The following is a 21,244-nucleotide window of genomic DNA, read 5'->3' as shown; positions in this document are numbered from 1 at the left end:
TCTACACCTCACCCGGAGCCTTTGCCGCGATCGCCAGGGCGTGGACGCGGTCGGCCAGTTCTTGCGCCAGGGCGGCGTTGACGAGGCGGTGGCGCTCGAGCCGGCTCTTGCCGGCGAAGGTTTCCGACACGATATCGACCCTGAAATGAGTCTCGCCGCCCTCGCGCCAGCCGCCATGGCCCTGATGCTGGTGCGATTCATCGATGACCCTGAGCGCCTGTGGCGCAAAGGCCGCGGTCAGCTTTTGCGTGATTCTTTCGCTGATTGAGGTCATGATCGCGCCACCGTTGCCATGATTGTTCTGTCGGTTCGGCGATGTGCTGCATCGCACTTGCCGGCACTAGCCCTTGCGTCTCATAACCCGTCGACGATGAACATCAACTCTCGCCTTTTCGACAGCATCAGGATCGGAGCCTCCGAGGCGGAGGCGCCGCTGGAAAGCGACGGGCCGCGCTGCGATCATCCCGGTTGCGCGCGCGGCGGCGAGTTCCGGGCGCCGAAGGGCCGCGGTCGCGAGGGCCAGTTCTTCCGGTTCTGCATGGACCATGTGAAGGCCTATAACGCGACCTACAATTATTTCGCCGGCATGGATGACGAGGCGCTCGCCGCCTACGCCAAGCAGGAGGAGATCGGCCACCGGCCGACCTGGAAGCTCGGCGTCAATTCCAAGGCAGCGCGGATGTCGCAGCGCGGGCGCAAGGCCAATGGCGAGGCCAGTGCCGACATGCACGATGCCTTCAACCTGTTCGGCGCGCGCAACAAGCAGCAGGCGGCCCAGCCGGAATCGCGCGTCGGCATTGTGGCGCGCAAGGCGCTGGATACGCTCGGCCTCGACGACACCGCCGATTCCGTCGCGATCAAGGCGCGCTACAAGGAACTGGTGAAGCGCTTCCACCCGGACGCCAATGGTGGCGACCGCTCGCGCGAGGGCACGCTTCAGGAAATCCTGAAGGCGTACCAGCAGCTCAAGAGCGTGGGAATGGTGTGACGGGAAGGGGCGCCGTCATCCCGCGCGCGCTGCGGCACGCAGTGCCGCTGCGCAGATGCGGGACCGTATGACCATAGGGCGCCTTTTCCTGAGAACGGTCCCGTGTCTGCGCAGCGGCGTTACACGCCGCAGCGGGCACGGGATGACAGCGGTCAGTTGGCTTTCGCCGCCAGTCCCGCGACATCGGCGATGATGCCGTCCAGCGCGAAATCCTTGGGCGTATAGACCCGCGCCACGCCCATGTTGCGCAGCGCGTTCTCGTCGTCGGGCGGGATGATGCCGCCGACCACGACCGGCACATCCATGCCGGCGACGCGCAGCCGCGCGGTGACATCGCGCACCAGCGGCAGATGCGAGCCGGAGAGGATCGAGAGCCCGATGATGTCGGCCTGCTGCTCGCGGGCCTCGCTGACGATCTCCTCCGGCGTCTGGCGGATGCCGCCATAGCTGACGCTCATTCCGGCATCGCGGGCGCGCACGGCGATCTGCTCGGCGCCGTTGGAATGGCCGTCGAGACCGGGCTTGCCGACGAGGAAGCGCGGGGCGCGGCCCAAGCGTTCGGTCGCCTTCTCGACAGCGGCTTTCGCGGTGGCGAGGCCTGTCGCATCCCCCAGCTTCGTCGTGTCGACGCCGGTCGGTGCGCGGTATTCGCCGAAGATCTCACGCAGGGTCTGCGCCCATTCGCCGGTGGTGACGCCAGCCTTGGCGCAGGCGATCGAGGCCGGCATGACATTGCGGTTCTCGCGGGCGCTGGCGGCGAGTTCGGTGAGCGCTGTCTCGGCCGCCTTGGCATCGCGGGCCGAGCGCCAGGCCTTGAGCCGGGCGATCGCCTCGGTCTCGACCGAATCCGGCACGGTGACGACGGCGCCGTCGCCGGCCGAAAGCGGGGAGGGCTCGCTGCTGGTGAACTTGTTGACGCCGACGACGACCTGCTCGCCGCGCTCGATCGCCTCGATCCGGCGCGCGCCATTCTCGACCAGCGCCTGCTTCATGTAGCCGCTCTCGACGGCGGCGAGCGCGCCGCCCATGTCGTCGATCTTCGCCAGCTCTTCGAGCGCGGCCGCCTTGAGCGCGGCTACCTTGGTGTCGATCACGGTCGAGCCGTCGAAGATGTCGCCGAATTCGAGCAGGTCGGTCTCATAGGCCAGAACCTGCTGCATGCGCAGCGACCATTGCTGGTCGAAGGGGCGGGGCAGGCCGAGCGCCTCGTTCCAGGCCGGGAGCTGCACGGCCCGCGCGCGGGCCTTCTTCGACAGCGTGACGGCGAGCATCTCGATCAGGATGCGGTAGACGTTGTTTTCCGGCTGCGGCTCGGTCAGGCCCAGCGAATTGACCTGCACGCCATAGCGGAAGCGCCGCATCGCCTCATCGGCGATGCCATAGCGGCCGAGCGTGATCTCGTCCCAGAGTTCGACGAAAGCCCGCATCTTGCAGAGCTCGGTGACGAAGCGCATCCCGGCATTCACGAAGAAGGAGATGCGGCCGACCGTGCCGGGGAATTCCTCCGCCGAGACTTCCGGCCGGGCGCGAATGGAATCGAGCAGGGCGATCGCCGTCGCCAGCGCGAAGGAGAGTTCCTGCACCGGCGAAGCGCCGGCCTCCTGCAGATGGTAGGAACAGACATTCGTCGGGTTCCATTTCGGCAACTCGCTGGCCGTGAACACGACGATATCGGTGGTGAGCTGCATCGAGGGGCGCGGCGGGAAGACATAGGTGCCGCGCGACAGATACTCTTTCACGAGGTCGTTCTGGGTCGTGCCCTGCAGCAGCTTGCGGTCGGCGCCCTGCTCGTCGGCGACGGCGATATAGAGCGAGAGCAGCCAGGCTGCCGTCGCGTTGATCGTCATCGAGGTGTTCATCTGCGCCAGCGGGATCTGGTCGAACAGGGCCCGCATGTCGCCGAGATGGGAGATCGGCACGCCGACCTTGCCGACCTCGCCGCGCGCCAGGACGTGGTCGGGGTCGTAGCCGGTCTGGGTCGGCAGGTCGAAGGCGACGGAGAGGCCGGTCTGGCCCTTGGCGAGATTGGTCCGGTAGAGCCTGTTGGACTCCGCCGCGTCGGAATGGCCCGCATAGGTGCGGAAGATCCACGGCTTGTCGCGCTGGGCCGTTTCCCGGCCGCCTCGGTCCGTCGCGGTCATGGCGTCTCCCCGTATTGCAGAGCAATCTGAATGTTGCACTGCGGCGAAGATAACGCCAGAGCTTCGGTTATGTCCCCTGCGACGTTAGGCTGACGACGGCTGGGGCGAGCTTGGGCTCGATTCGGGCGGCATCATCGAAACGCAAGCCGATGCTCTGCGTCTTAGGACGAAGCCTGCCGATGGTTCCAGTGAGTTCCGGGCGCTCAGCGCGAGCGCGAGGAGAGGCTGCCCCTGATATCGGCCGTCGACAGAAGCGCCACGCGACGATCATCCTTCGGCGGGGCGACAAAAGCCCGCAAGGGCGCCTTGGGCAGGTCGAGATCGAGCGGCCGGCCGGGGGGCAGCGGTGCGTTCCGGACCAGGGTGACCATCGGGCTCTCTAGCGCCGGCAGCTTCGGCGCGGGCGCCTCAGGCGCGAAGGCGAGCGGCGCCGCGGCGAAGGAAGCCGCGGCGGTTGCCGACGAAGACGCCGTCGTGAGCGGGATGGAGGTCGTGGAGGCCGAGGCGAGCTGGATCGTCGGCTCCTCGATGCGGCGGCGCTCGGGACGCTCGCCCTTGAGGTAGAAGGCGTTGCCGCCGGCGACCGTCACATAATGCATGTTGGGATAGTTGAAGCGCATCCCGGCCATATGGAAATGCTTGGCCGATCCGACCGCCTCGTTGCGGCGGCCATTGAGGATGTCCTCGGCAAGGGCTTCGATCTGCGGCCGGGTGCGTTCCGGCATCGGGCGAGTGAGGACGCCGGCGGCGAACTGGCGGGGAGCGCCGACCACGCCACAGATCGTTTCCGGATAGCGCGCCGATTCGACCCGGTTCATCACGACCGTGCCGACGCCGAGCAGGCCCGATTCGCTCGAGCGGTTCGATTCGAAATACATCGCGCGGACGAGGCATTCCTTCTCGCGCGGATCGGCCTTGGCCAGCGTCACGGCGTGCTTGCGGGCCTTGGCGGGTTCTTTCACGGCTGGGGCGGCAGCGGAGGTCGCGGCCGTCTCGACCGGGGACATGCTGCAAGCGCCGAGAGCGGGAGCGGCCAGCACGATCAGAAGCGGGATCGCCTTGCTGCCATGCCGGGATTTCTCACCGGAACGAAGACCATGCGCAGCGATCGTGGTCCGCTTCATGCGGCAACCTCCTGAGTTCCGGACCCGTGATCGCCGAGGGCGGCAAACCGGGATTGCCGGCAAGGAACCGCGAATTCCATAACAGAAAGTTAATCCGGGAAGGAAGGGGGGAGGCGGAGCGAAGGGCCTTCGAGCGTCTCGCGACAGGAGGCGCCCGGCTGATACCGCCTTGTTACAAAACGAAAAAGATCGTGATGCCACATCGAAAAATTTCGTCCGGGCCGCTTCCCATAGGTTGTCAAAATCGTAATGCCGGCACTGATGAAAGCCGTCGCGAGCGCGGTTTCGTGATCGGAACCGATCGAGAGGTGCGTCAGTTCCCCGAGCCGGGCAGGCGCGGCAGCGGCAGGAACTCGACGCCTTCCTCATGCAGCATCCGGGCGTCGTCAGGCGTCGCCTCGCCGTAGATCGCGCGCTCTTCGGCCTCGCCATGATGGATCTTCAGTGCCTCGTCGGCGAAACGCTTGCCGACATGCTCGGCATTCTCACTGACATGCCGATGCAGCGCCGTTACCATCTCGCGGAAGGCGTGTTCCTTCTCGCTCATCAACGCGACCGGCGCCGGCGCGGCTGCCGCAGGGGCGGAAGCCTCCACCGCCAGTCCCGGCCCCGGCCCCGGTGCCTTCGGATCGAGGTCGGTGCGGGCGACATTGGGCGCCATGATGGCGCGCTCGACCTTCGCGCTGTTGCAGACGGGGCAGGTGACGAAGCCGCGCCTCACCTGATCCTCGAAGCCGGCCGAGGAGGCGAACCAGCTCTCGAATTCATGGGCGTTGTCGCAGATGAGGGCGTAACGGATCATGTCGTCATAGATGGTGGCGCGCAGCCGCCAAGGCAAATGGCTAGTGGCGGAACACTGAGGCGGGGGTGGCCTGCTCTGACTCAGGCGGCCAGGAGCTCGTCGAGCTTGCCGCGGGCGTCGAGCGAATGGATATCGTCCGAGCCGCCGACATGCTTCTCGCCGATGAAGATCTGCGGAACCGAGGTGCGGCCGCCAGCGCGCGCGGTCATGGCCTGGCGCAGCTCAGGCTTGCCGTCGACATCGATCTCGGCGAAGACCACGCCCTTGCGGGTTAACAGGGCTTTGGCGGCCTTGCAATAGGGGCACCAGGAGGTGGTGTAGATCGTGACCGGCGGCATCGGGACGCGTCTCTCGTTTCGATCCGCCTCATGTAGTGCCTTCCCGGCCATCCGTCACGACCCGCGCGAAGGTCAGCACGTCAACAGCGCTCGCGCCGGCCCGCAGCAGGGCGCGCGAGGCGGCATTGACCGTCGCGCCCGTGGTCAGCACATCGTCCACCAGCAGGATGCGTCGGCCTTCTATCAGCTGGCGCATCGCCACAGGGACATGGAAAGCTCCTTGCAAATTCTCGGCACGCTGGGGGCGCGTCAGCCCGATCTGCTGGCGGGTGCGTCGAATTCGTGTCAGCGCCGTGGCGGCGAACGGCAGCCCGGTTTCGCGGGCGATCAGCTGCGCCAGGGCGGCAGCCTGGTTGAAACGCCGACGCCAGAGCCGCGTTCGGTGGAGAGGTACCGGCAGGACAAGATCGGCATCGGCGGTGAGCTCGCGCCCGGCCTGCGTCATCATCCGGCCCAGTGTCAGCGAGAGCTCGACGCGGTCGCCGTATTTCAAGCGGTGGACCAGCTCCCGCGCCGTGCCGTCGAAGCGGCAGACGGCGCGCGCCCGGGCGAAGACCGGCGGATCGGCGATCGCGGCAGGCGAGAGCAGGCCGGGGCCGAGATCGACGGGGAAGGGCGTGCCCAGGCGCTCGCAATAGGGGCGCTCGATGAAACCGATGCCGCGCCAGCAGGCCGGGCACAGTGCCTGGGCTTCGCCAGTGGCAGCTCGACAGGCGATGCAGGTCGGCGGGTAGACGATGCCAACCAGTCCGCGCCAACCGGATCGCAGGGCGAGACGAGCATGCCCCACGGGCTTCCGCCAAAGCGCTGCTGCCGGTCGCGCCCCCTCGGCTGCGTTGGCCGTTGATGGCGCGTGCTCCTGATCGGGCGCTGTCTCGCCATCAGCCGTCTCGATCCGCCACTCAGCCATGGCTGCGTCGCTATCCCAGCTTGAAGCGGGCCGGCCGATACCGTCCCGGACCGGATGAGCATCGGGCTTCATCCAGAGAAGGACAACTGCCGATGGGCCATCCTGAATGGTTTTCGATGGCGTGCTCCCCCCGACCCGGGTGACGCGGAGAGCGGGTGTTCGGCGGTGATCAGCGAGAAAACGCGCAAAATACGAGCCGTTATCCCCAGAGAGAAGGGCTTTTCGCTGCGTGTTTATCCCGTTTTGCATCTTTATGCCGGGGCGATGCAAAAAGCTGTTGCGGCGGCGCGGTTGTCCGACTACATAGGCGCCCTCGGCCAGCGCTGCTCCCTTCGTCTAGCGGTCTAGGACGTCGCCCTCTCACGGCGAAAACAGGGGTTCGAGTCCCCTAGGGAGCGCCACCGTTTTTTCAATTAAATCAATGATTTAGCGGGTTGCGCCCTTCGGGGCGTGTAATATCCGTGTAATAAGACGGCGGTGGCTTTCGGTGGATTCCAATCAATGCCGGCAGACACCTTTTTCGCCGGTGGCGGCTTCAGGTGTGCCGCGCACCAGCCCTGGTCGCCGGTCACGGTCGTCGCGGCAGGAACTCGGGCCAGTCCACAGGCTGCTGATGGAGAATCAGCCGCACAACCTTCTCAGACAGGGCGCGTTCGAGAGCGTGGCCGAAATTCTCAATCGAGCGGATCACTGTTGGCGCATGCAATAGGTGTCGCCAATTTTGCGGCTGCTCCCCTGAACGCTCCCAGTTAAGCAGGTGAACCAAAGCGGTGTGCGCGAACTGCATTTGATCTTCGCGAGGGCGGAAGCTCAGTTTGATGCGATCTGGAAAATGCTCTTCGTCCGACTCAAGCTCCAGCCCAGTGAAAATCTGTTGCGTTTCAGGATGAAGGTCGTTACGACGCTGTCCTTCTCGGTCAGTAAAGTATACATCAGATATTCTCATCCGCCATTGCTCCGAAAAGCTAATGCCAGAATCATCATCGCGTTTCTCGGTATGAAGCAATTCTTCTTTGGCGCACTCAAAATGAACGCCAGATTTTTCGGATATGCCGAAAGCTACATCTCCAACCAAAACGCCGAGCAGATTTTGTCGCAATGCCTCCGAGAGGCTAATGTTAAAGTTGACGTTTGCAAGGCGCATGTGCCGCGCTTCAAAAAGCATCCAAATGGAATTATATTTCCAGGCAATCAGGAGTGGGCGGCCGATTAGATCGGCGTAAGCCTTGATCTTTCCCATATAGTCGGGTCGAAATGAGATTGTTTGATCTTTGCTGACCTTCACTTCAACAAGGCAGGGGCCGGCGTCTTTGAAATTCGCGAACAGGTCTGGAACTTGATACGTCGCGCGTGATGATGCTGGCGCTTGCACCTGGTCGAGCTTATGGATGAGCGTGGTTCGACCCAGCCAACTACATATAACGCTGAACTCGTCCTCTGCCGGCAGGCCACGATTCAACCCAACGACGCGCTCAGCAATAGCCTTTGCATCCGCCGCGTATCCCAACTCGCTCAGAGTTTCTTGGATGAGGCGAGCCAGGTCGTCGCTATTTCGGGCGGGAGCGTCGTTCATGGTGGCAAGACTTTGCATGCCACCGGCATGCTGAAAAGCTTCCGGTGATCCAGTCCGTCTAGACGGACCCTCTGTGCCCGCTCTAAGCGGGCAGCCGGCCGCTAGATCATCTGCGATCCGGCGCGGCAAATCCGAGCCGTCGCGCTTCTGCCGCGAGGCTGAAGAGAGCGTCTTCAGAGAGGATCGCCGCATCAAAGCTGGCTTGCAGGCGTGCGTCTTTCGCCACCAGGCTTTCGCCAAAAGCCACCGCTAGTCGCAGCTCGTCCAAGCCTCCGGGTTGCCGGGCAAAAAACTGGCGAACCTCGGCAACCCTTCTGTCCATGCCTGCATTACCGGCTGCAATTGCATCAGCGATGCGCTTGTCGCCGGCGACCCCGGCGACGAGAGACGCCACAACGCGCACATCAAGGCCTGCCGCGCTCGCTGCCGCGCCAAAGGCGTCTCTTTCGTTCGCATCCTGGAAAGCGTGGGGAGCAAGCACGGTGTACTCGGCCGCCGGGGTCGTGCCGGCTGCCGCCGCGTCGCCAGATTGGTCCGCGATAGTCCTGTGCTGCGCCTCGGCGGCCGTGCGGGCCGGGTCCACACCTAGCGCGACGAGACCGCTGCCGCCGGCCGTGATTTCGTCGTGCACCGCTTTCATCAGTCGCTCGCGCCCGGCCGGATCACGGTCCATGCCGGCCATCCTGGCGGTCAGGGCGTCCATGGCAGCAAGCTGTTCCACGCTCGGGGCGGCCGAACGGCTCGCGGTGGTGCCGATCGGAGCATAGCCGGCGGGCTCGTGCGCGGCCGGGGCCTGGCTGGTCGGGATCGGGGCTTCGGACATAGTCATTGCCTTTCAGAGTTGAGCGAAAGCGTTGGGGGCGGCGCGCTGGCGGTCCTGCCTGGCACACGCCGGTAGCGCGGGGCATTCAACCGTCAGTTCCTTCGGCTCGGGACGGGCATGCACGAGATGGCCAGCGGCCGGCAGGATGACCAGCGCAACCTCTGGCGGCAGGCTCAGAGACAGCGGGGCTGTGTCGCTTGCGCCGAAGGCCGTACTGCGAAGGGTGACGCTGAGATGGGCTTCAGCCGGCGGCGAGGCAGTCAGGTCGTCGTCATCGGCGTTGACGTGCAGCACGGCTTCCCGAAAGCGACGCTCTGCGCGCCGGCTGTATGGTGCCACGACACGAACATGCAGGCGCTCGCCGGGCGATAGAAGGACTTCAACAGCCGCGCCGGGCTGGGCATGGTCCGACGCCCAATAGAGCGCCGCTTCGGCAGGGCTGTAGCCCATGGCCATCACTCCCATTCGGTTTCCGGCTGCGGAGCGGCGGCGGCTTCGTCCAGCACCGGCTTGCCGAAATAGGCCACCAGCGAGGCCAGCGATTGGCGGTGTTCGGACGGCGCGTGCAGCGGCCGGGGAATGACGCTCGACTTGGAGATGAGATAGGACGCCGTGCTTAGCAGAGCCTGCGCCCCGAGGTTCTGCCCCCCGCCAAAGACGGGCTCCTTCAGATGAGGCGGCATCACGGCGTAGAGCCGGCCGACTTCCTCGACCAGCGCTTGGAAGCTCTTGGCGAACTCGACCGCCGCCCGGTCGGCTTTCTCGGCGTGCTGGATAAGCGATTGCACGGCCGCGCCGGCTGCCTTGAGCTTGGGGGCCTCGGCCGCGCTGGCGCGTTTCGCGTCGAGCGCTGACAAATCGGCCTGCACCTGCTGGAGCGCGTCCTGCGCGGCCTTCAGTTCGGCCTCGGCCCGGACGACTGAGTCAGTGGCTGAAGCCTTGGCCTCACTGGCGATCTTGCTTCCGTCCGTGGCGGCGCGCGCCGTCGCACGGTTGCACTCGGCGCGGGCGTCGCCGACCGCCAGCCCGAGCTTCTGACACTGGCTTTCGAGTGCGGAAGCCTGGCGAGCGAGTTGTTCCCGCGCAGAGCGGGGGCCGGACTTGGCGAGTGATGCAGACACTGCGGCGGACACGGCGAAGCTCCAATGAATTTCGCCGGAGCGTAACGTTAAAACGACGCTTCGTGAAGCATAAAATTTGTATTCGACCGTTTTTGTATTACGCATGGAAAGTTATGCATTACATCCGCGTCGTTGTATTGCGCGTCGATGGGAAAAGTAGTTCTCGTAACTTGCAAACTATTGTTAGCAGCGCCAAATAACCGGAACTATGGGTACGCGATACCGCGCGGCGACGTTGGGCTGGCTTTGGGGCCTACCGGGGGGCGAAATTCGCAATCCGTTGTGCTCGATTCCCGCATGAGTTCAGCCGACCGGCCGGCGCGGCATTGCCGCTGGCTCGGGTCGCGAGTGGGGGGCTTGCGCGCACCACCAATGGCGATGGCATCGCATGCCATCCGGCAGGCTCTGCACGCCAGGCAGCAAAGCCTAGCACAGACAAAGCGCTTGACCACGCGAATCCGAGGGCATTACATTTCAATCAAGGTTCGTCGATTGGAGTGTAAGGCATGGCAACAGGTGCTTTCGTGGCCTATTACCGCGTCTCGACCGCGAAGCAGGGCCGGTCAGGCTTGGGGCTTGAAGCCCAGCGCGAGGCCGTACGGTCGTTCCTGAACGGAGGCGATTGGCGTCTGCAAGCCGAGTTCACAGAGATCGAGAGCGGCAAGCGCAACGACCGTGCTGAATTGGCCAAGGCGCTCCAGGCTTGCCGCGTCTACGGGGCGCGGCTGGTCATCGCAAAGCTCGACCGCTTGTCGCGCGATGCTCACTTCCTGATCGGGCTACAAAATGCCGGGGTGCCATTCGTCGCGGCAGACATGCCGGAAGCGAATGAACTGGTTGTGCAAATCATGGCGGTTATGGCTCAAGCCGAGCGCAAGATGATTAGCGCCCGGACCAAATCCGCGCTCGCGGCAGCGAAGGCGCGTGGCGTGAAGCTTGGCGGCCATCGCGGGGCGATGATCTCCGAAGCCGTGCGCAACCTCGGCAATACGGCTCGCACGGCCAAGGCGCAGACCTTCGCGGCCGATCTAGCTGCCGCTATCGAGACAGTGCGAGCCGAGACCGGCGCAACATCGGCCGGGGCCATCGCGCGGGAGCTAACCAGCCGGGGAGTGCCGACCCGATCCGGCAAGACGCAATGGCAGGCCGTGCAGGTCCAGCGCATTTTGCAGCGGATGGCAGCATAGCACAGCGCGGCTTTCCACCGCTGCTCCGATGTTTCGATTGACAGCCGCCGCTCTACTGATGTTCTTATTATGTTCTCATTAGCGAGAGCATCAGCATCATGCAGCTTCACCCGGCGATCATCGGGCAACCCCGCTTTCTGCCCTGCTTCCTGAAGCCGGTTTGCGCCGGTTTTCCGTCGCCGGCCGATGACTATCTGGATGCGCCTATCGACCTGTCGCGAACCTTGATCCAGAACGCTCCGGCGACGTTCATCATGACCGTGCAGGGCGATAGCGCCATGGATGCCGGCATATTCGACGGCAGCCTTATCACCGTGGATCGCAGCCTGAAGCCCCGCGACGGCGATGCGATCGTGGTGGACGTGAATGGCGAGCGCAGCGTGAAGCTCTTTCGTTTAGTCGGGGGCCGGCCATGTCTCGCGTACGGCAACCGACGCTATCCCGCCTATGAGCCTGGCCCCGATGCCGATATCGAGATTTTCGGCGTCATCACCAATGCCGTCCGGCGCTTTCGCCGGTGACGCGCTCGTTCGCCCTGATCGACGGCAACAGCTTCTATTGCTCTTGCGAGCGCGTCTTTGATCCGGCGCTGAAGGGCAAGCCGGTCATTGTCCTGTCCAACAATGACGGCTGCGCGGTAGCGCGCACGGCCGAGGCCAAGGCGCTCGGGATCAAGATGGGCGCGCCGATGTTCCTGATTCGGGACATCGTGAAGCGCGGCGGCGTCAGGGTGTTCTCGTCGAACTATGCCCTTTATGGCGACATGAGCCGGCGCATGGGCACCGTCTATGAGCGGTTCGCCTCGGAGATCGAGACCTATTCCATAGATGAGAGCTTTCTGGACGTGACGCCAGTCGCGCCAGAGCATCGCGAGGAGATGGCGCGCGATCTGCGGGCAACCGTGACCGCCTGGACCGGGGTTCCGACCTGCGTCGGCATCGGGCCGACGAAGACGCTGGCCAAGCTCGCCAATCGCATCGCGAAAGATACGCCCCAGCTTGGCGGCGTCTGCGATCTCACCAGCCCGGCGGCACGGGCCGAGTGGTTGCCGCTGATGCCGCTAGGCGACGTATGGGGCATCGGCGCGGCTTCCCAGGCCAAGCTCGCGGCCATCGGCTGCAAGAGCGCGGCGGATGTCGCGGCGCTTGATCCGAAGCAGGTCCGCAAGGTTATGACGGTCGTCGGGGAGCGGATTATCCATGAGCTACGCGGCACGCCCTGCATCGACCTGGAGAGCGTCGCCCCGACGCGCAAAGGATGCGCCGTTACGCGCTCATTTTCCGGCCGCGTGGATGATCTGGCGACGATGCTGGAGGCCGTCGCATCGCACGCCACTCGGCTCGGCGAAAAGCTCCGGCATCACGGCCTCGCAACCGACCATGTGACGGTGTTCTACCATACCTCTCCGCACGACATCGGGCCGGCCAGGTCCGTCTCGACCACGGTCGATTTTCCCGAGGCGAGCAATGACACACTCGTTCTGGTCCGGGCGGCGAAATGGGGCGCGCGACGCATCTGGAAAGGCGGCCATCGCTACAGCAAGGTCGGGCTGATGACGGTCGATCTGGTCGCGCCGGAGCTATCGCAGCGCGCGTTGATCGGCGCATTGGATCGCGAGCACAGTGGCCGGCTCATGGCTGCGCTCGATGCCTGCAATGCCAGGTTCGGACGCGGGACCGTCTTTCCAGCCGCTGCCGGTGTCGAGCGTCAGCGCAAGGCGTGGACTACGAAATTCGAGATGCGCTCGCCGTGCTGGACCACGCGGATTGATGAGGTGCCGGTGATCGCGGCTTGTTAGGCCGGCCTCTCAGAAGCCCCCGTGGCTTTCCAATAAGCAATGCACGCATCACGCTCAGAGCGCGCGTACTCGCGCGCAGCATTGAATACCATTCTTTCGTGTTCAGCGAGGTGCACAGCCTCTAGCTCATCGAATTCGGCAAGCTGTGCATCTGTCGGCCAAACATACATCAGTTGCTTCAATGTCGGCCGAAGGATGCTTCCTGACAGATAGCTCCTGCGATTTTTCAGATACTCGGATCGAGCTTTCAGTTTCTCAGTTTCGTAGCGATCCAGTGCGGCTGTGAGTGCTTGGGCATAAGCCGCCCAAGCCGTCTTTCGTGGTTCCGCCGTCCTGTCTTCGAACTGCGGATCAGGAAACCACGAAGAACTCAAATCCAGTGGAACTAACTCCGACATCGCGCATTCCCCAGCGGCAGGCGTCGCATGAAAAGCCACAGGGTAAAGTGTGTCCAGAGGCCCGGCACGGATTAGTGCATCCCCGGAGCACCGTCGCGCCTTCGCACGTCCCAACGCCGGGCCAAGGCACCGTCCCTGCAAACTTTGGTTCTCTCGGATTGCGCTATTGCCGCTGCAAACTGCCGTTTCATCGGCTTGCGGCCATGGGCGTCGCTTCAATGCCGTCAGCATTTGTCGATACGCGCGCCTGGACAAGGATGCTCAAAGTTGCGGGAGAAAGAAGAAGGAGAGAGACAATAGGTTTCTATTCGCGCTCGCGTATCGACAAATGCTGACAAGGGCGCGATGAATGCTCCGCAATTCATCGAAAGCGGCCAATCCGTGCTAGTGCTCGCTAGTCTGCGCTTCGCTGATGATACGATGCCCGTTTGCTCGAATGCGCGTTGCGTCGGCGGCTAGCTGTATCGTGCGGAGTAGCGGGAGATTGCTCGGGACGGCCTTGCTCGCGGGAGATGTACCCTTCAGGCCGTCGAACATCTCGTGGACAAACTCTCTGACGGTCACGAGCCGCGCGCCACCGATCGACCTGACATTGCCGCTGGCGAACTGGAGAACAAGCACCTGCTCCAGCGTTTCGGGCAGTTCGATGCCTCGAAATGCATCCTTTATGTATTTTCGGCCGCGCTCAAATTTTCCGGAAAACCGGAGTTGTCGCTGCTCAGTCGAAAGGGCGTCCAACGAGCATTCAACATGTAGCAGGTGCTGAGTGACCGGATTCAGCGCGACAACGTCAAGCTCGCCTTCAAAACCGCCTTTGGCGCGTGCGCCAACTGCAACGGATTGGCGCACGAAGTAGCCTCTATATTGAAGCCACTCTGATACGAGTTGCTCAAGGTGGTTCATACGGTGCCCATAGCCCTGCGGTGACGCGGAGCGCGTCACCATTCCCCTGATCGAGGCTTACCCGCCATCGCCGCATCGTGGAAGCGATCCCGGCAGCCCCTAACCGCTTGCCCTGCGTGGCCCGTTCATCAGCCGAGCCAACTCCTGCTTTCGGCGCTCCTCGGCCGCTCGGCGCTCCGCGAACTGAGGCAAGACGCCGGGCAGCACCTTCCAGGTGCGGTTCTCCGGCCCGTGGTTGTCCGGCTCAAGCCATCCACCCGCAACAAGAGGTCCAAGCTCACGGCCGATCCTGAAGGCGTCCAGGTCGCGAAGGCAGGATACCTCTCGCATGGCGTCGCGGGTGGTCAGCCTCTCGCGCCCGGATGTGAGCACCCACGAAGCAATCTTGCGGAGCTTGTCCGTTCCCGCAGCCTGATCGGCAAAGCCGTAGAATTCGAAAGCGTGCGGAAGGATGAACTCCGAAAACAGCGTCTCGACACGTTCGGCTGTTTCGCTGATCACGCGCTCCGAGAACCAGTGCTCTAGCCCCTCGGCGACATGAAACAGCAGTGACAGCGTGCCAAACAAGCCATCGAGCTTGCCGACGAACTGAGCGAAGCCCGGTCTCGTGGTCTCGGCCGCCATTTGTAGATCATGCGTCCGCTGACGGAACCGCGCTGCGATCTTCAGTGCTGCATCATCGAACTCGAAGCGCATCGCGTCCAGGCCGGCCGCGCTCTCGATCAGAGCCGAATACCCGGCATTCGATACCGGCCGATCCTCGGCAACGCGGCCCGGCTCGACGAAAACCGGCAGGAAGCGCTGCAACAGCCCGTCCGACTGGAGCCCCTGAAGCTCAGTAAGCCGGTCAGGCTGGATGCCGCCTATGATGGAGACCGACAGGTTCGGGACGACAATGCTGCCGCGCGTAACGCGATCCACGGTATATGGGCCGCCGTTGAACGCCTCCAACCAAAATGCGCGGTCGGCCATTGGTCCGCGACCGCTGCCGTATTTCTCCATGCTGCCAATCCAGCCCGCAAGCTCGTCTCGCTTGACCAGAACGCCGCGATCCTGCCCCGCCAAGATGCCGGCCAACGCCTCCATGGTGACATCGCCGGCCACGAGCCGCGCCGGTTGAGGAGGCTTCTGGTCGTCTTCGCCAAGGAAATCGCAATGCTCTTTCCACGCTCGCCAGCGTTGAGCCTGGAGCTTTTCCAGCGGCCGCAGGGCCTCGCCGATGATGGGCGTCTTTTTGCTGGACGGCGGCCCGGCTAGCAGCAGCCAGAGGCGCGGGCTCGCGGACCACCCGCCGTTGCGCATCATCCGCAGCGACGTAGCATGGTTGACCGCACCCGAGAGCGCCGCCAGCGCGGCGAGCCCGATGGCACTTCGGCATGCCCCCATGGTGGTGCTCTGCTCCGAGGCGAAGCGGTCGATAGAGCCAGGCAGCAAGCCCTGCGGGAGGGCGGGAACGATCACCTCGCGCCATGGATCGAAGATCGGGCCGGCGGCCGAGGAGGGCGGCGGGGAAGGCGGGAGCACCACCGCGCCTTGCCAGTCGGCCGCAGCGGCGGCGACACCGCCCGAGCCCTGGCGGGTCTGGACATAGTTCTGCGCGTTCGTGCAGAGGGTCAGCAGTTCTTCACGGGTCCACGGTGGCAGGCACCGCTCGTTCCAGTGCTCGGCCATAAGGTCGGCCGCGCGCTCGGCCGAGACCCCGATCTCGACAACGCGCGCCGCGACCGCGTAGGTGGTGTTGTTGCCGCCGCGTCCCTCGACCGCGATAGGCGCGTCTTTCTGGAGATAGTGAATTGCGAATACGATGTCGTCAGGATCGTCGATGCTGACGGCCGGGCCGCCTTCGCGTTCACGGGCGGTCTGAAGCCGATTGACCAGCCAGGCCGGGGCTTCGGCGATTGGAGCGTCGCAAACCACCTCATAGGACTTCCCGTCCCGCATGCAGCCCGGCCCAACACACTGACCGCCACGGCCTCGGATATCGATGCCACTCACGTCCTGGCCGCTCTCGTCTAGCCGGCGAAAACCTCCCGGCGAGCACCCATGCGCTTGCCAAGTCGAAAAATAGAGGTGAAGCCCGCCAGACGGCGAGCGGACGGTGAAGGTTTCGGGCCGGGTGCCGTATTTCGCGAGTTCGGCGACGCCGTCTTTCCCGTCCTTCACGTCCAGATCGACAATGAGCAAGTGGCCACCGGCCGGAAGCGGGTGCCCGCCCGAGATCCCGTAGCTATAGCCGGCGTCAACCCACGCCTTCACTTTAGCGGCGTCGTCGGTTGCGTCGTTCTGCCAGCGCTCGTCAACTGGACGCCTGGTGTTCGCTTGGACGCGGATAACCTTGCAGCCCCTTCCAATCATGGCCAACGCATGATCCAGCATAGTGACGGGTCCGGAGGTGGCCGGCTCATCATCCCAATCTTCGGCGGGCGTAGACTGCTCTATCCGTCCGCCTAGTCGGCGCGGCGCGGCCGCGCTGTAATGGCTGCTCATCGGTTCGGATGGTGAAGTATCGGGCTCAGGAGCTTTGCGCTCGCCGAACCAGCTATCGAAAGGATCGCGGTCAGCCATGGTCAGCGCTCCCCTGCGGTCGTGCGCGTCACGGCGCATGGTGGAGCGAGGGTGCGGCGAGGGTTGCCAGGGGCATCCGGCGAAACAATCAGCGGGCCGAGATGTTCGTCGGCTATCGTCAGCGGTTCAGGCTTGGCCTCGGCCAGAGCCGGCTCGCTGTAGTGCAACGCGCCCAACAGGGGATCGATCTCGATATAGGTGATCCGTCCGCGCCAGCGGTTGTATTTCACAAATATTTTCTGCATAATTGGGCCACTCCGGTTGAGCGCGTGTCGGCGGCCAGGCCTACGCGGGTAGTTGTCTTCAGCTTTGCGAATTGGACGGCACCAGCTCGATAGGGTCGGTGCCGTTCTCTATTGGCTCCCCAAATGCACGGATGAAGCCGAAGGCGTGGAGCGTCTCCAGGCTTTGGACGCTTCCGACCATTCCGCCGATGGGGTCGGAGTAGAAGATCGGACCGCCCGGATATCGCTGCCAGCAGTACGCATCGAATGCGTCGCGGAAGGTGCTGGCCGGCTCCCGCCAGAGCCATCCATACTGGCGCATCTGCTCGCCGAGGTGATCGCGCCAGGCTCTTCGAAGGACGACGCGCCAGACGCCTTCCTCGGATCGCTCAACGAGATAAAGCAGCGCTGTCATTGCGATCCTCCTTGGCTTTGCCGCGCGCGCGACGCTTCGCGCGGCGGCTGGTCGGGCGGTTCAGCAGCGGGGCGTGCGCGGCGATCTCAGGTGAAGCGACAGGGTGGGCCGGCGCAGCCGAGGAGGCCGTCGTCAGGATTGATGGCCAGTGTGGTTGGGCCATGATCGCGGCGAGTCCGGCGGCGCTGAGCTTCGGGGGCGCGGCTAGCTGCGGGGGAGCTTCAGGCTGCATGCTCTGCCTCCCCAACCCAGGCGAGCAGATCGCTCCTGCGGATAAGCCGGCGACGGCCGATCTTGATGCTGGTCAGCTTGCCGCGCTGCATTTCGAGGTACAGAAAGGCGCGGGAGACACCCGTGAGGCGGGCCGCCTCCTCGGGCGAATAGGCAAGGCGACCGTCGTTAGCCGACGAAGTTTTGGGTTTGGCGCTCATGGCGAAGCCTCCGAGGCGTGCGTCAGCACGACCGATGTCAACCGATCAGGTGGGTTCGCGCGGGGGTCTGGCTCGGCTCGCCAATGAAGCAGGGCACCACCCCGCCTGTCACAGTGCTTTAGGTGCGGCCTTGCAGCCGCTGCACCCCCGTACATGGTTGACTGTAAGAGAGCATGAGCGCCTCGCCTTGTCAACGGGGTCGGTACTTAAGCTGCTGAAAACGCATAACTTTCTATGCGTTTTACTAGGCCAGCGCAACGATGGCGCGGCGCGCCATCTCCGTCTCGGCATCAGCTATCCATTTGGAATAGTGAGTCTCTATCATCTTCGCCGAAGTGTCGTGCAGGTCAGCGACCAGCCGGACAGAGAGGCCCGCGCGAAGCCCTCGGATGATGCTGGAATGCCGAAGGACGTAGGGCACGACATCGGCCGCTAACTCCGCCTCCTCGGAAATCTTGGCCCATGCTCGCGTCATCTGGCTCGCTGTCTGCCACGCGCCGCGCCGTTCCCGCACCCACGTTGCGGGGCCGGTCTGCTTATGGGTCCAGCGTTCCAGCAAGGGGTCGCTGCTCCTGCGCCGGGCAATGGCCGGCTTGAGCGCCGTCAGCACGTCGTCGCCAATCTGCACGGGGAAGGCGGCGCGCTGTTTCTCGCCACGGCCCTTGTTGCTCACGGGAACCATGATCCGCTTGCTGGCGCTCTCGACATCACCAACGCGGATAGCGGCGATCTGGCCAAAGCGTGCGCCCGTTGCGGCCAGCAGAAGGACCAGCCGATAGAGATCGCCTTCCCAGCCGTCGCACTCGTCCACCTTGGAGGCGGCAGCGATAACGGCCCGCACCTCATCGTCACTTAGCGGCTGGACTTGCCGCGCGATGGGAGCATACGCTTTCGTCGCCTTGAACGCAGCTTTGACGATGCCGGAGAGCGCAGGAAGGGTTTTACGCTTCTCGTCCGCTGCCTTGTTCAGGGCAGCCTTCAGATCATTGACCGTGCGCTTGACGCTCGTGGCAGCTAGGCCCGTCAGGCTGGCGCGCCAGTCCTTCAGGTCGTCTTCCTCAAGCTCATGCAGGTTCTTGTCGGCCACGGGCTTGGACAGCACGTGGCGTTTCATCCTGGAGCGCCCGTCCAGCTTCAGAGGCTTGTCGGGGCGCTGCGCTCGTTCGTTGCTTTCGCGGTCTGTCAGATAGGTTTCGACTGCGCTGCGGACGGTCGGGATCGGCCCCGCTGCGGCGACTGCCGCCGTCGCGCGGCCCAGTTCGACGGCGCGCCGGGCTGCGGCCAAGGCTTGATCGAAGGACAGTGTCTGCTGGCCATCCGCAGCGAGCACGTCATCAGCAGCGCCGATGCCTTCCCGCTTGTAGCCAGCCCCGGCGCGCCATCGCACCACCCACTCCCCGCCGCGCCGGCCACGGCGGTAGCCAAGGTGAACGCCGCTATCGATGCCGCGCCAGTGCACTCCAGGCGCGAGCTTGTCGCGGGCGGAGCGGGTTGTCATCGGGCTCTCGGAAAGGGTCTTTGCCATCGCTGCCATTCACAGGTTTCGTGTAATATCCGTGTAATATACGGACCTGTGAATCGGTGGACAATGGGGGACGCAAACATTCTAACTCATTGATTTATATAGACCGTCGTAGACGGTTATGGACATAAAATTGCTGAAAAACTGTCCCTCTCACGGCGAAAACAGGGGTTCGAGTCCCCTAGGGAGCGCCATGGCTGAAGCCGATTTCGGCTTATCCTCCAAGCGCTTAAGGTGTTCACGCGGTTGCTCCCAGGGTTACATGGGGGTTACAAGTGCCGCGAATCGTCCTCCGTCTTGGGCCGCTTATGGTTGCCGTGAAGTACCTCGCCCGGAAGAAGCCTTCGGGCCTCTACATGTACCAGCGGCGCATCCCTGATGACCTGCGCAAGCACTACCCCGGCAAGACGCACTACAAAGTCAGCCTGAAGACCTACAGCGAGGCTGAGGCCGCCAAACTCTGCATTGAGGAAGCCAAGCGCGTCGAGGGCCTCTGGGACTCTCTGCGGTCCCCTGAGGCTAGGGCGGTAGGGCGGACCACTCCAGAGAACACAGCAGCGGCGAAGGAGCTTCTGAAGCTCTTAGGGCTGGAGGCTGGAGAGGCGTATTGCCCGGCAGGTCCCCTGACTCCTGAGGCTGGCATCGCCATTGATGTCTTCATTGACCATGTCGACAGGCGAACGAAAGGTGCCTTCAGCGAGGCCCGCGATCTTGAGCATCAGGGTCAGCACTGGGTGGACTCCGGCAGCATGATGACTGCCGTTGAGCAAGAAGCCTCGCGCCTTCTGCTATCTGATCCCTCCCAGAAGCATATCCTCCTGAGTGATGTTCTGACTTCTTACCTCAAGCACAAGGGCGGCGGGGACAAGTTCGATATTGCTAACAAGCGATATGTTCGACTGCTGACTGATGCTTATGGTGATTTGCTGTTGGGTGCCTACACTAGGCAGAACGTCAATGACCTCAGGGACAAAATGCTCGCCAGTGGCTCCAAGACAGCCACCGTGAAGCGTTACTTCAAGTCCCTGAGCGCCATCTTCACCCACGGCATCGATGAATTTGACCTCAAGGACGCCAAGAACCCATTCCTGCGCTTCAAAATTCCAAAGGATGGTCAGGACGCTAAGGCTCGCCCTACGTTCACCAATGGTGAACTCAAGCGCATACAGGCTGAGTGTAAGACACTAGACGACACTCCCCGGCATATCGCGGCTATTCAATCTGATACGGGAGCCCGCATAGGCGAGATTATCGGCCTGAGAAATTGATACAAAATGGATGTCGGGAAGGCAATAGCTGATGCGACCTGACGGCCAATGTTCCGGAACAATCCCCTCAATCTGATAGACTCACGCGCTCCCGACCTCTCGGCCTTGAGATTCACAGGGTCGCCACGACTGCCAGATGCTCGCCTGCTTCGATTCTCTGAAACGTGGAGCCTCCCTTGGAGCCTCTCCAGCGCGCCACTTTGTCTCGGATAATTCCAAGGGGCTTTAAGAAAGCCGGTAAAGGCGTGCTATCAGTTGTTTGAAGTCTCAGGGGTGTGCGTCATCCTCCTGCCATCTGATCGAATGTGATCAATGCATGGCAGACAAAAGAAAGGCCCCGCCACTTATGACGAGGCCCTCATTAGAATTTATTGAATGGTCTGCTCAGCGGCAGCCGCAGGACTGCTTGCCGTTGAAGGCTGTCGAGCAGTTATAGCGTGTACCGGGCGGGCAGGAAGCCCAAGCAGCAGCATTGAAAGCAACGACGGCGGCGATGGTAACGAAGGCCCTAAGCATTTCCAGCTCCCCAAGTTTGTGACGCTGCAAGGGAAGCTCGATTTCCTTTTCTGTCAAGTTGCTCTCGGCGCATTCTGGCATTCGTTATTAACAAGGGTGATGCTGGCCAGCTCCTCTTCAAGAAAAGAGCAGAGGGGTACAATGAAACGGCCCCCGAATTCCCCGGACAGGTCTCACCCTTAAAATAAGGGTTGGGA

23 protein-coding genes and 1 tRNA gene are annotated in these 21,244 nt (G+C 63.4%); 6 read left to right on the top strand and 18 right to left on the bottom strand.

Annotated features, from left to right (window positions below):
• Position 1: 1 nt before the first annotated feature.
• Positions 2-274 (bottom strand): BolA family protein, encoded by a 273-nt coding sequence (locus Q0Q02_RS11270; protein ID WP_293809410.1) that lies wholly within the window; start codon positions 272-274, stop codon positions 2-4.
• A 96-nt stretch (positions 275-370) separates the two neighbouring features.
• Between Q0Q02_RS11270 and Q0Q02_RS11265 the strand changes: the two genes are divergently transcribed.
• Positions 371-988, top strand: a complete 618-nt coding sequence (locus Q0Q02_RS11265; protein ID WP_293809408.1) for a DnaJ domain-containing protein — start codon at positions 371-373, stop codon at positions 986-988.
• Positions 989-1,140: 152 nt separating this feature from the next.
• On the opposite strand, the gene Q0Q02_RS11260 is transcribed toward Q0Q02_RS11265, so the two are convergent.
• The 5 genes from Q0Q02_RS11260 to Q0Q02_RS11240 form a co-directional block, all read right to left on the bottom strand.
• Positions 1,141-3,129: a protein meaA gene (locus Q0Q02_RS11260; protein WP_293809406.1), complete on the bottom strand. Its 1,989-nt coding sequence runs from the start codon at positions 3,127-3,129 to the stop codon at positions 1,141-1,143.
• Between the two features lie 203 nt (positions 3,130-3,332).
• Positions 3,333-4,253 (bottom strand): cell wall hydrolase, encoded by a 921-nt coding sequence (locus Q0Q02_RS11255; RefSeq protein ID WP_293809404.1) that lies wholly within the window; start codon positions 4,251-4,253, stop codon positions 3,333-3,335.
• Positions 4,254-4,566: 313 nt separating this feature from the next.
• Complete coding sequence (locus tag Q0Q02_RS11250) at positions 4,567-5,055, bottom strand: DUF1178 family protein (protein ID WP_293809402.1); 489 nt, start codon at positions 5,053-5,055, stop codon at positions 4,567-4,569.
• An 80-nt stretch (positions 5,056-5,135) separates the two neighbouring features.
• On the bottom strand, positions 5,136-5,393 hold the full coding sequence (gene grxC, locus Q0Q02_RS11245) for a glutaredoxin 3 (RefSeq protein ID WP_293809400.1): 258 nt from the start codon (positions 5,391-5,393) through the stop codon (positions 5,136-5,138).
• A 28-nt stretch (positions 5,394-5,421) separates the two neighbouring features.
• Complete coding sequence (locus Q0Q02_RS11240) at positions 5,422-6,303, bottom strand: ComF family protein (RefSeq protein ID WP_293809399.1); 882 nt, start codon at positions 6,301-6,303, stop codon at positions 5,422-5,424.
• Positions 6,304-6,628: 325 nt separating this feature from the next.
• On the opposite strand from Q0Q02_RS11240, the gene Q0Q02_RS11235 reads away from it, so the two are divergent.
• Positions 6,629-6,704, top strand: a tRNA-Glu gene (locus Q0Q02_RS11235).
• A 167-nt stretch (positions 6,705-6,871) separates the two neighbouring features.
• Here the strand turns inward: Q0Q02_RS11235 and Q0Q02_RS11230 are convergent.
• From Q0Q02_RS11230 to Q0Q02_RS11215, 4 genes are all read right to left on the bottom strand, one after another.
• On the bottom strand, positions 6,872-7,894 hold the full coding sequence (locus tag Q0Q02_RS11230; protein WP_293809397.1) for a restriction endonuclease: 1,023 nt from the start codon (positions 7,892-7,894) through the stop codon (positions 6,872-6,874).
• Positions 7,895-7,982: 88 nt separating this feature from the next.
• A complete protein-coding gene (locus Q0Q02_RS11225; protein ID WP_293809396.1) occupies positions 7,983-8,699 on the bottom strand; it encodes a hypothetical protein in 717 nt (238 codons plus the stop codon).
• 12 nt (positions 8,700-8,711) lie between these two features.
• The gene (locus Q0Q02_RS11220; RefSeq protein WP_293809395.1) at positions 8,712-9,149 is read right to left on the bottom strand and encodes a hypothetical protein; all 438 of its coding nucleotides are present in this window, start codon (positions 9,147-9,149) and stop codon (positions 8,712-8,714) included.
• 5 nt (positions 9,150-9,154) lie between these two features.
• A complete protein-coding gene (locus tag Q0Q02_RS11215; protein WP_293809393.1) occupies positions 9,155-9,925 on the bottom strand; it encodes a hypothetical protein in 771 nt (256 codons plus the stop codon).
• 401 nt (positions 9,926-10,326) lie between these two features.
• Between Q0Q02_RS11215 and Q0Q02_RS11210 the strand changes: the two genes are divergently transcribed.
• From Q0Q02_RS11210 to Q0Q02_RS11200, 3 genes are all read left to right on the top strand, one after another.
• Entirely contained in the window at positions 10,327-11,007 is a 681-nt protein-coding gene (locus Q0Q02_RS11210) for a recombinase family protein (protein ID WP_293809391.1), read from the top strand.
• Between the two features lie 98 nt (positions 11,008-11,105).
• On the top strand, positions 11,106-11,528 hold the full coding sequence (locus Q0Q02_RS11205; protein ID WP_293809389.1) for a translesion error-prone DNA polymerase V autoproteolytic subunit: 423 nt from the start codon (positions 11,106-11,108) through the stop codon (positions 11,526-11,528).
• Positions 11,525-12,805, top strand: coding sequence for a Y-family DNA polymerase (locus Q0Q02_RS11200; RefSeq protein ID WP_293809387.1), 1,281 nt, complete (start codon positions 11,525-11,527; stop codon positions 12,803-12,805). The genes Q0Q02_RS11205 and Q0Q02_RS11200 overlap by 4 nt, the downstream gene beginning before the upstream one ends.
• Here the strand turns inward: Q0Q02_RS11200 and Q0Q02_RS11195 are convergent.
• The 7 genes from Q0Q02_RS11195 to Q0Q02_RS11165 all read right to left on the bottom strand — a co-directional run bounded on the left by Q0Q02_RS11195 (position 12,802) and on the right by Q0Q02_RS11165 (position 19,266).
• Positions 12,802-13,203 (bottom strand): hypothetical protein, encoded by a 402-nt coding sequence (locus Q0Q02_RS11195; RefSeq protein WP_293809385.1) that lies wholly within the window; start codon positions 13,201-13,203, stop codon positions 12,802-12,804. The two genes, Q0Q02_RS11200 and Q0Q02_RS11195, sit on opposite strands and share 4 nt — an antisense overlap.
• A 384-nt stretch (positions 13,204-13,587) precedes the next feature.
• Positions 13,588-14,148 (bottom strand): hypothetical protein, encoded by a 561-nt coding sequence (locus Q0Q02_RS11190; RefSeq protein WP_293809384.1) that lies wholly within the window; start codon positions 14,146-14,148, stop codon positions 13,588-13,590.
• A 57-nt stretch (positions 14,149-14,205) separates the two neighbouring features.
• Positions 14,206-16,671 carry a DUF3987 domain-containing protein gene (locus Q0Q02_RS11185; RefSeq protein WP_293809382.1) on the bottom strand — a complete coding sequence of 822 codons (2,466 nt, stop codon included), beginning with the start codon at positions 16,669-16,671 and terminating at the stop codon, positions 14,206-14,208.
• Between the two features lie 2 nt (positions 16,672-16,673).
• Entirely contained in the window at positions 16,674-16,901 is a 228-nt protein-coding gene (locus tag Q0Q02_RS11180) for a hypothetical protein (protein WP_293809380.1), read from the bottom strand.
• A 73-nt stretch (positions 16,902-16,974) separates the two neighbouring features.
• Positions 16,975-17,310 carry a hypothetical protein gene (locus tag Q0Q02_RS11175; protein ID WP_293809378.1) on the bottom strand — a complete coding sequence of 112 codons (336 nt, stop codon included), beginning with the start codon at positions 17,308-17,310 and terminating at the stop codon, positions 16,975-16,977.
• A gap of 221 nt (positions 17,311-17,531) precedes the next feature.
• Positions 17,532-17,741: a helix-turn-helix domain-containing protein gene (locus Q0Q02_RS11170; RefSeq protein WP_293809376.1), complete on the bottom strand. Its 210-nt coding sequence runs from the start codon at positions 17,739-17,741 to the stop codon at positions 17,532-17,534.
• 244 nt (positions 17,742-17,985) lie between these two features.
• Entirely contained in the window at positions 17,986-19,266 is a 1,281-nt protein-coding gene (locus Q0Q02_RS11165; protein ID WP_293809375.1) for a tyrosine-type recombinase/integrase, read from the bottom strand.
• Between the two features lie 305 nt (positions 19,267-19,571).
• Between Q0Q02_RS11165 and Q0Q02_RS11160 the strand changes: the two genes are divergently transcribed.
• Positions 19,572-20,531: a DUF6538 domain-containing protein gene (locus tag Q0Q02_RS11160; protein WP_293809373.1), complete on the top strand. Its 960-nt coding sequence runs from the start codon at positions 19,572-19,574 to the stop codon at positions 20,529-20,531.
• A 384-nt stretch (positions 20,532-20,915) separates the two neighbouring features.
• Here Q0Q02_RS11160 and Q0Q02_RS11155 read toward each other — a convergent pair whose 3' ends face one another.
• On the bottom strand, positions 20,916-21,104 hold the full coding sequence (locus Q0Q02_RS11155) for a hypothetical protein (protein WP_293809371.1): 189 nt from the start codon (positions 21,102-21,104) through the stop codon (positions 20,916-20,918).
• Between the last annotated feature and the right edge of the window lie 140 nt (positions 21,105-21,244).

It is taken from the genome of uncultured Allobosea sp. (assembly GCF_945956895.1).
In the GTDB taxonomy this organism is placed as follows: Bacteria; Pseudomonadota; Alphaproteobacteria; order Rhizobiales; family Beijerinckiaceae; genus Allobosea.
Note: the sequence above shows the minus strand (reverse complement) of the source record. Positions and strands in the feature narration are given on the sequence as shown.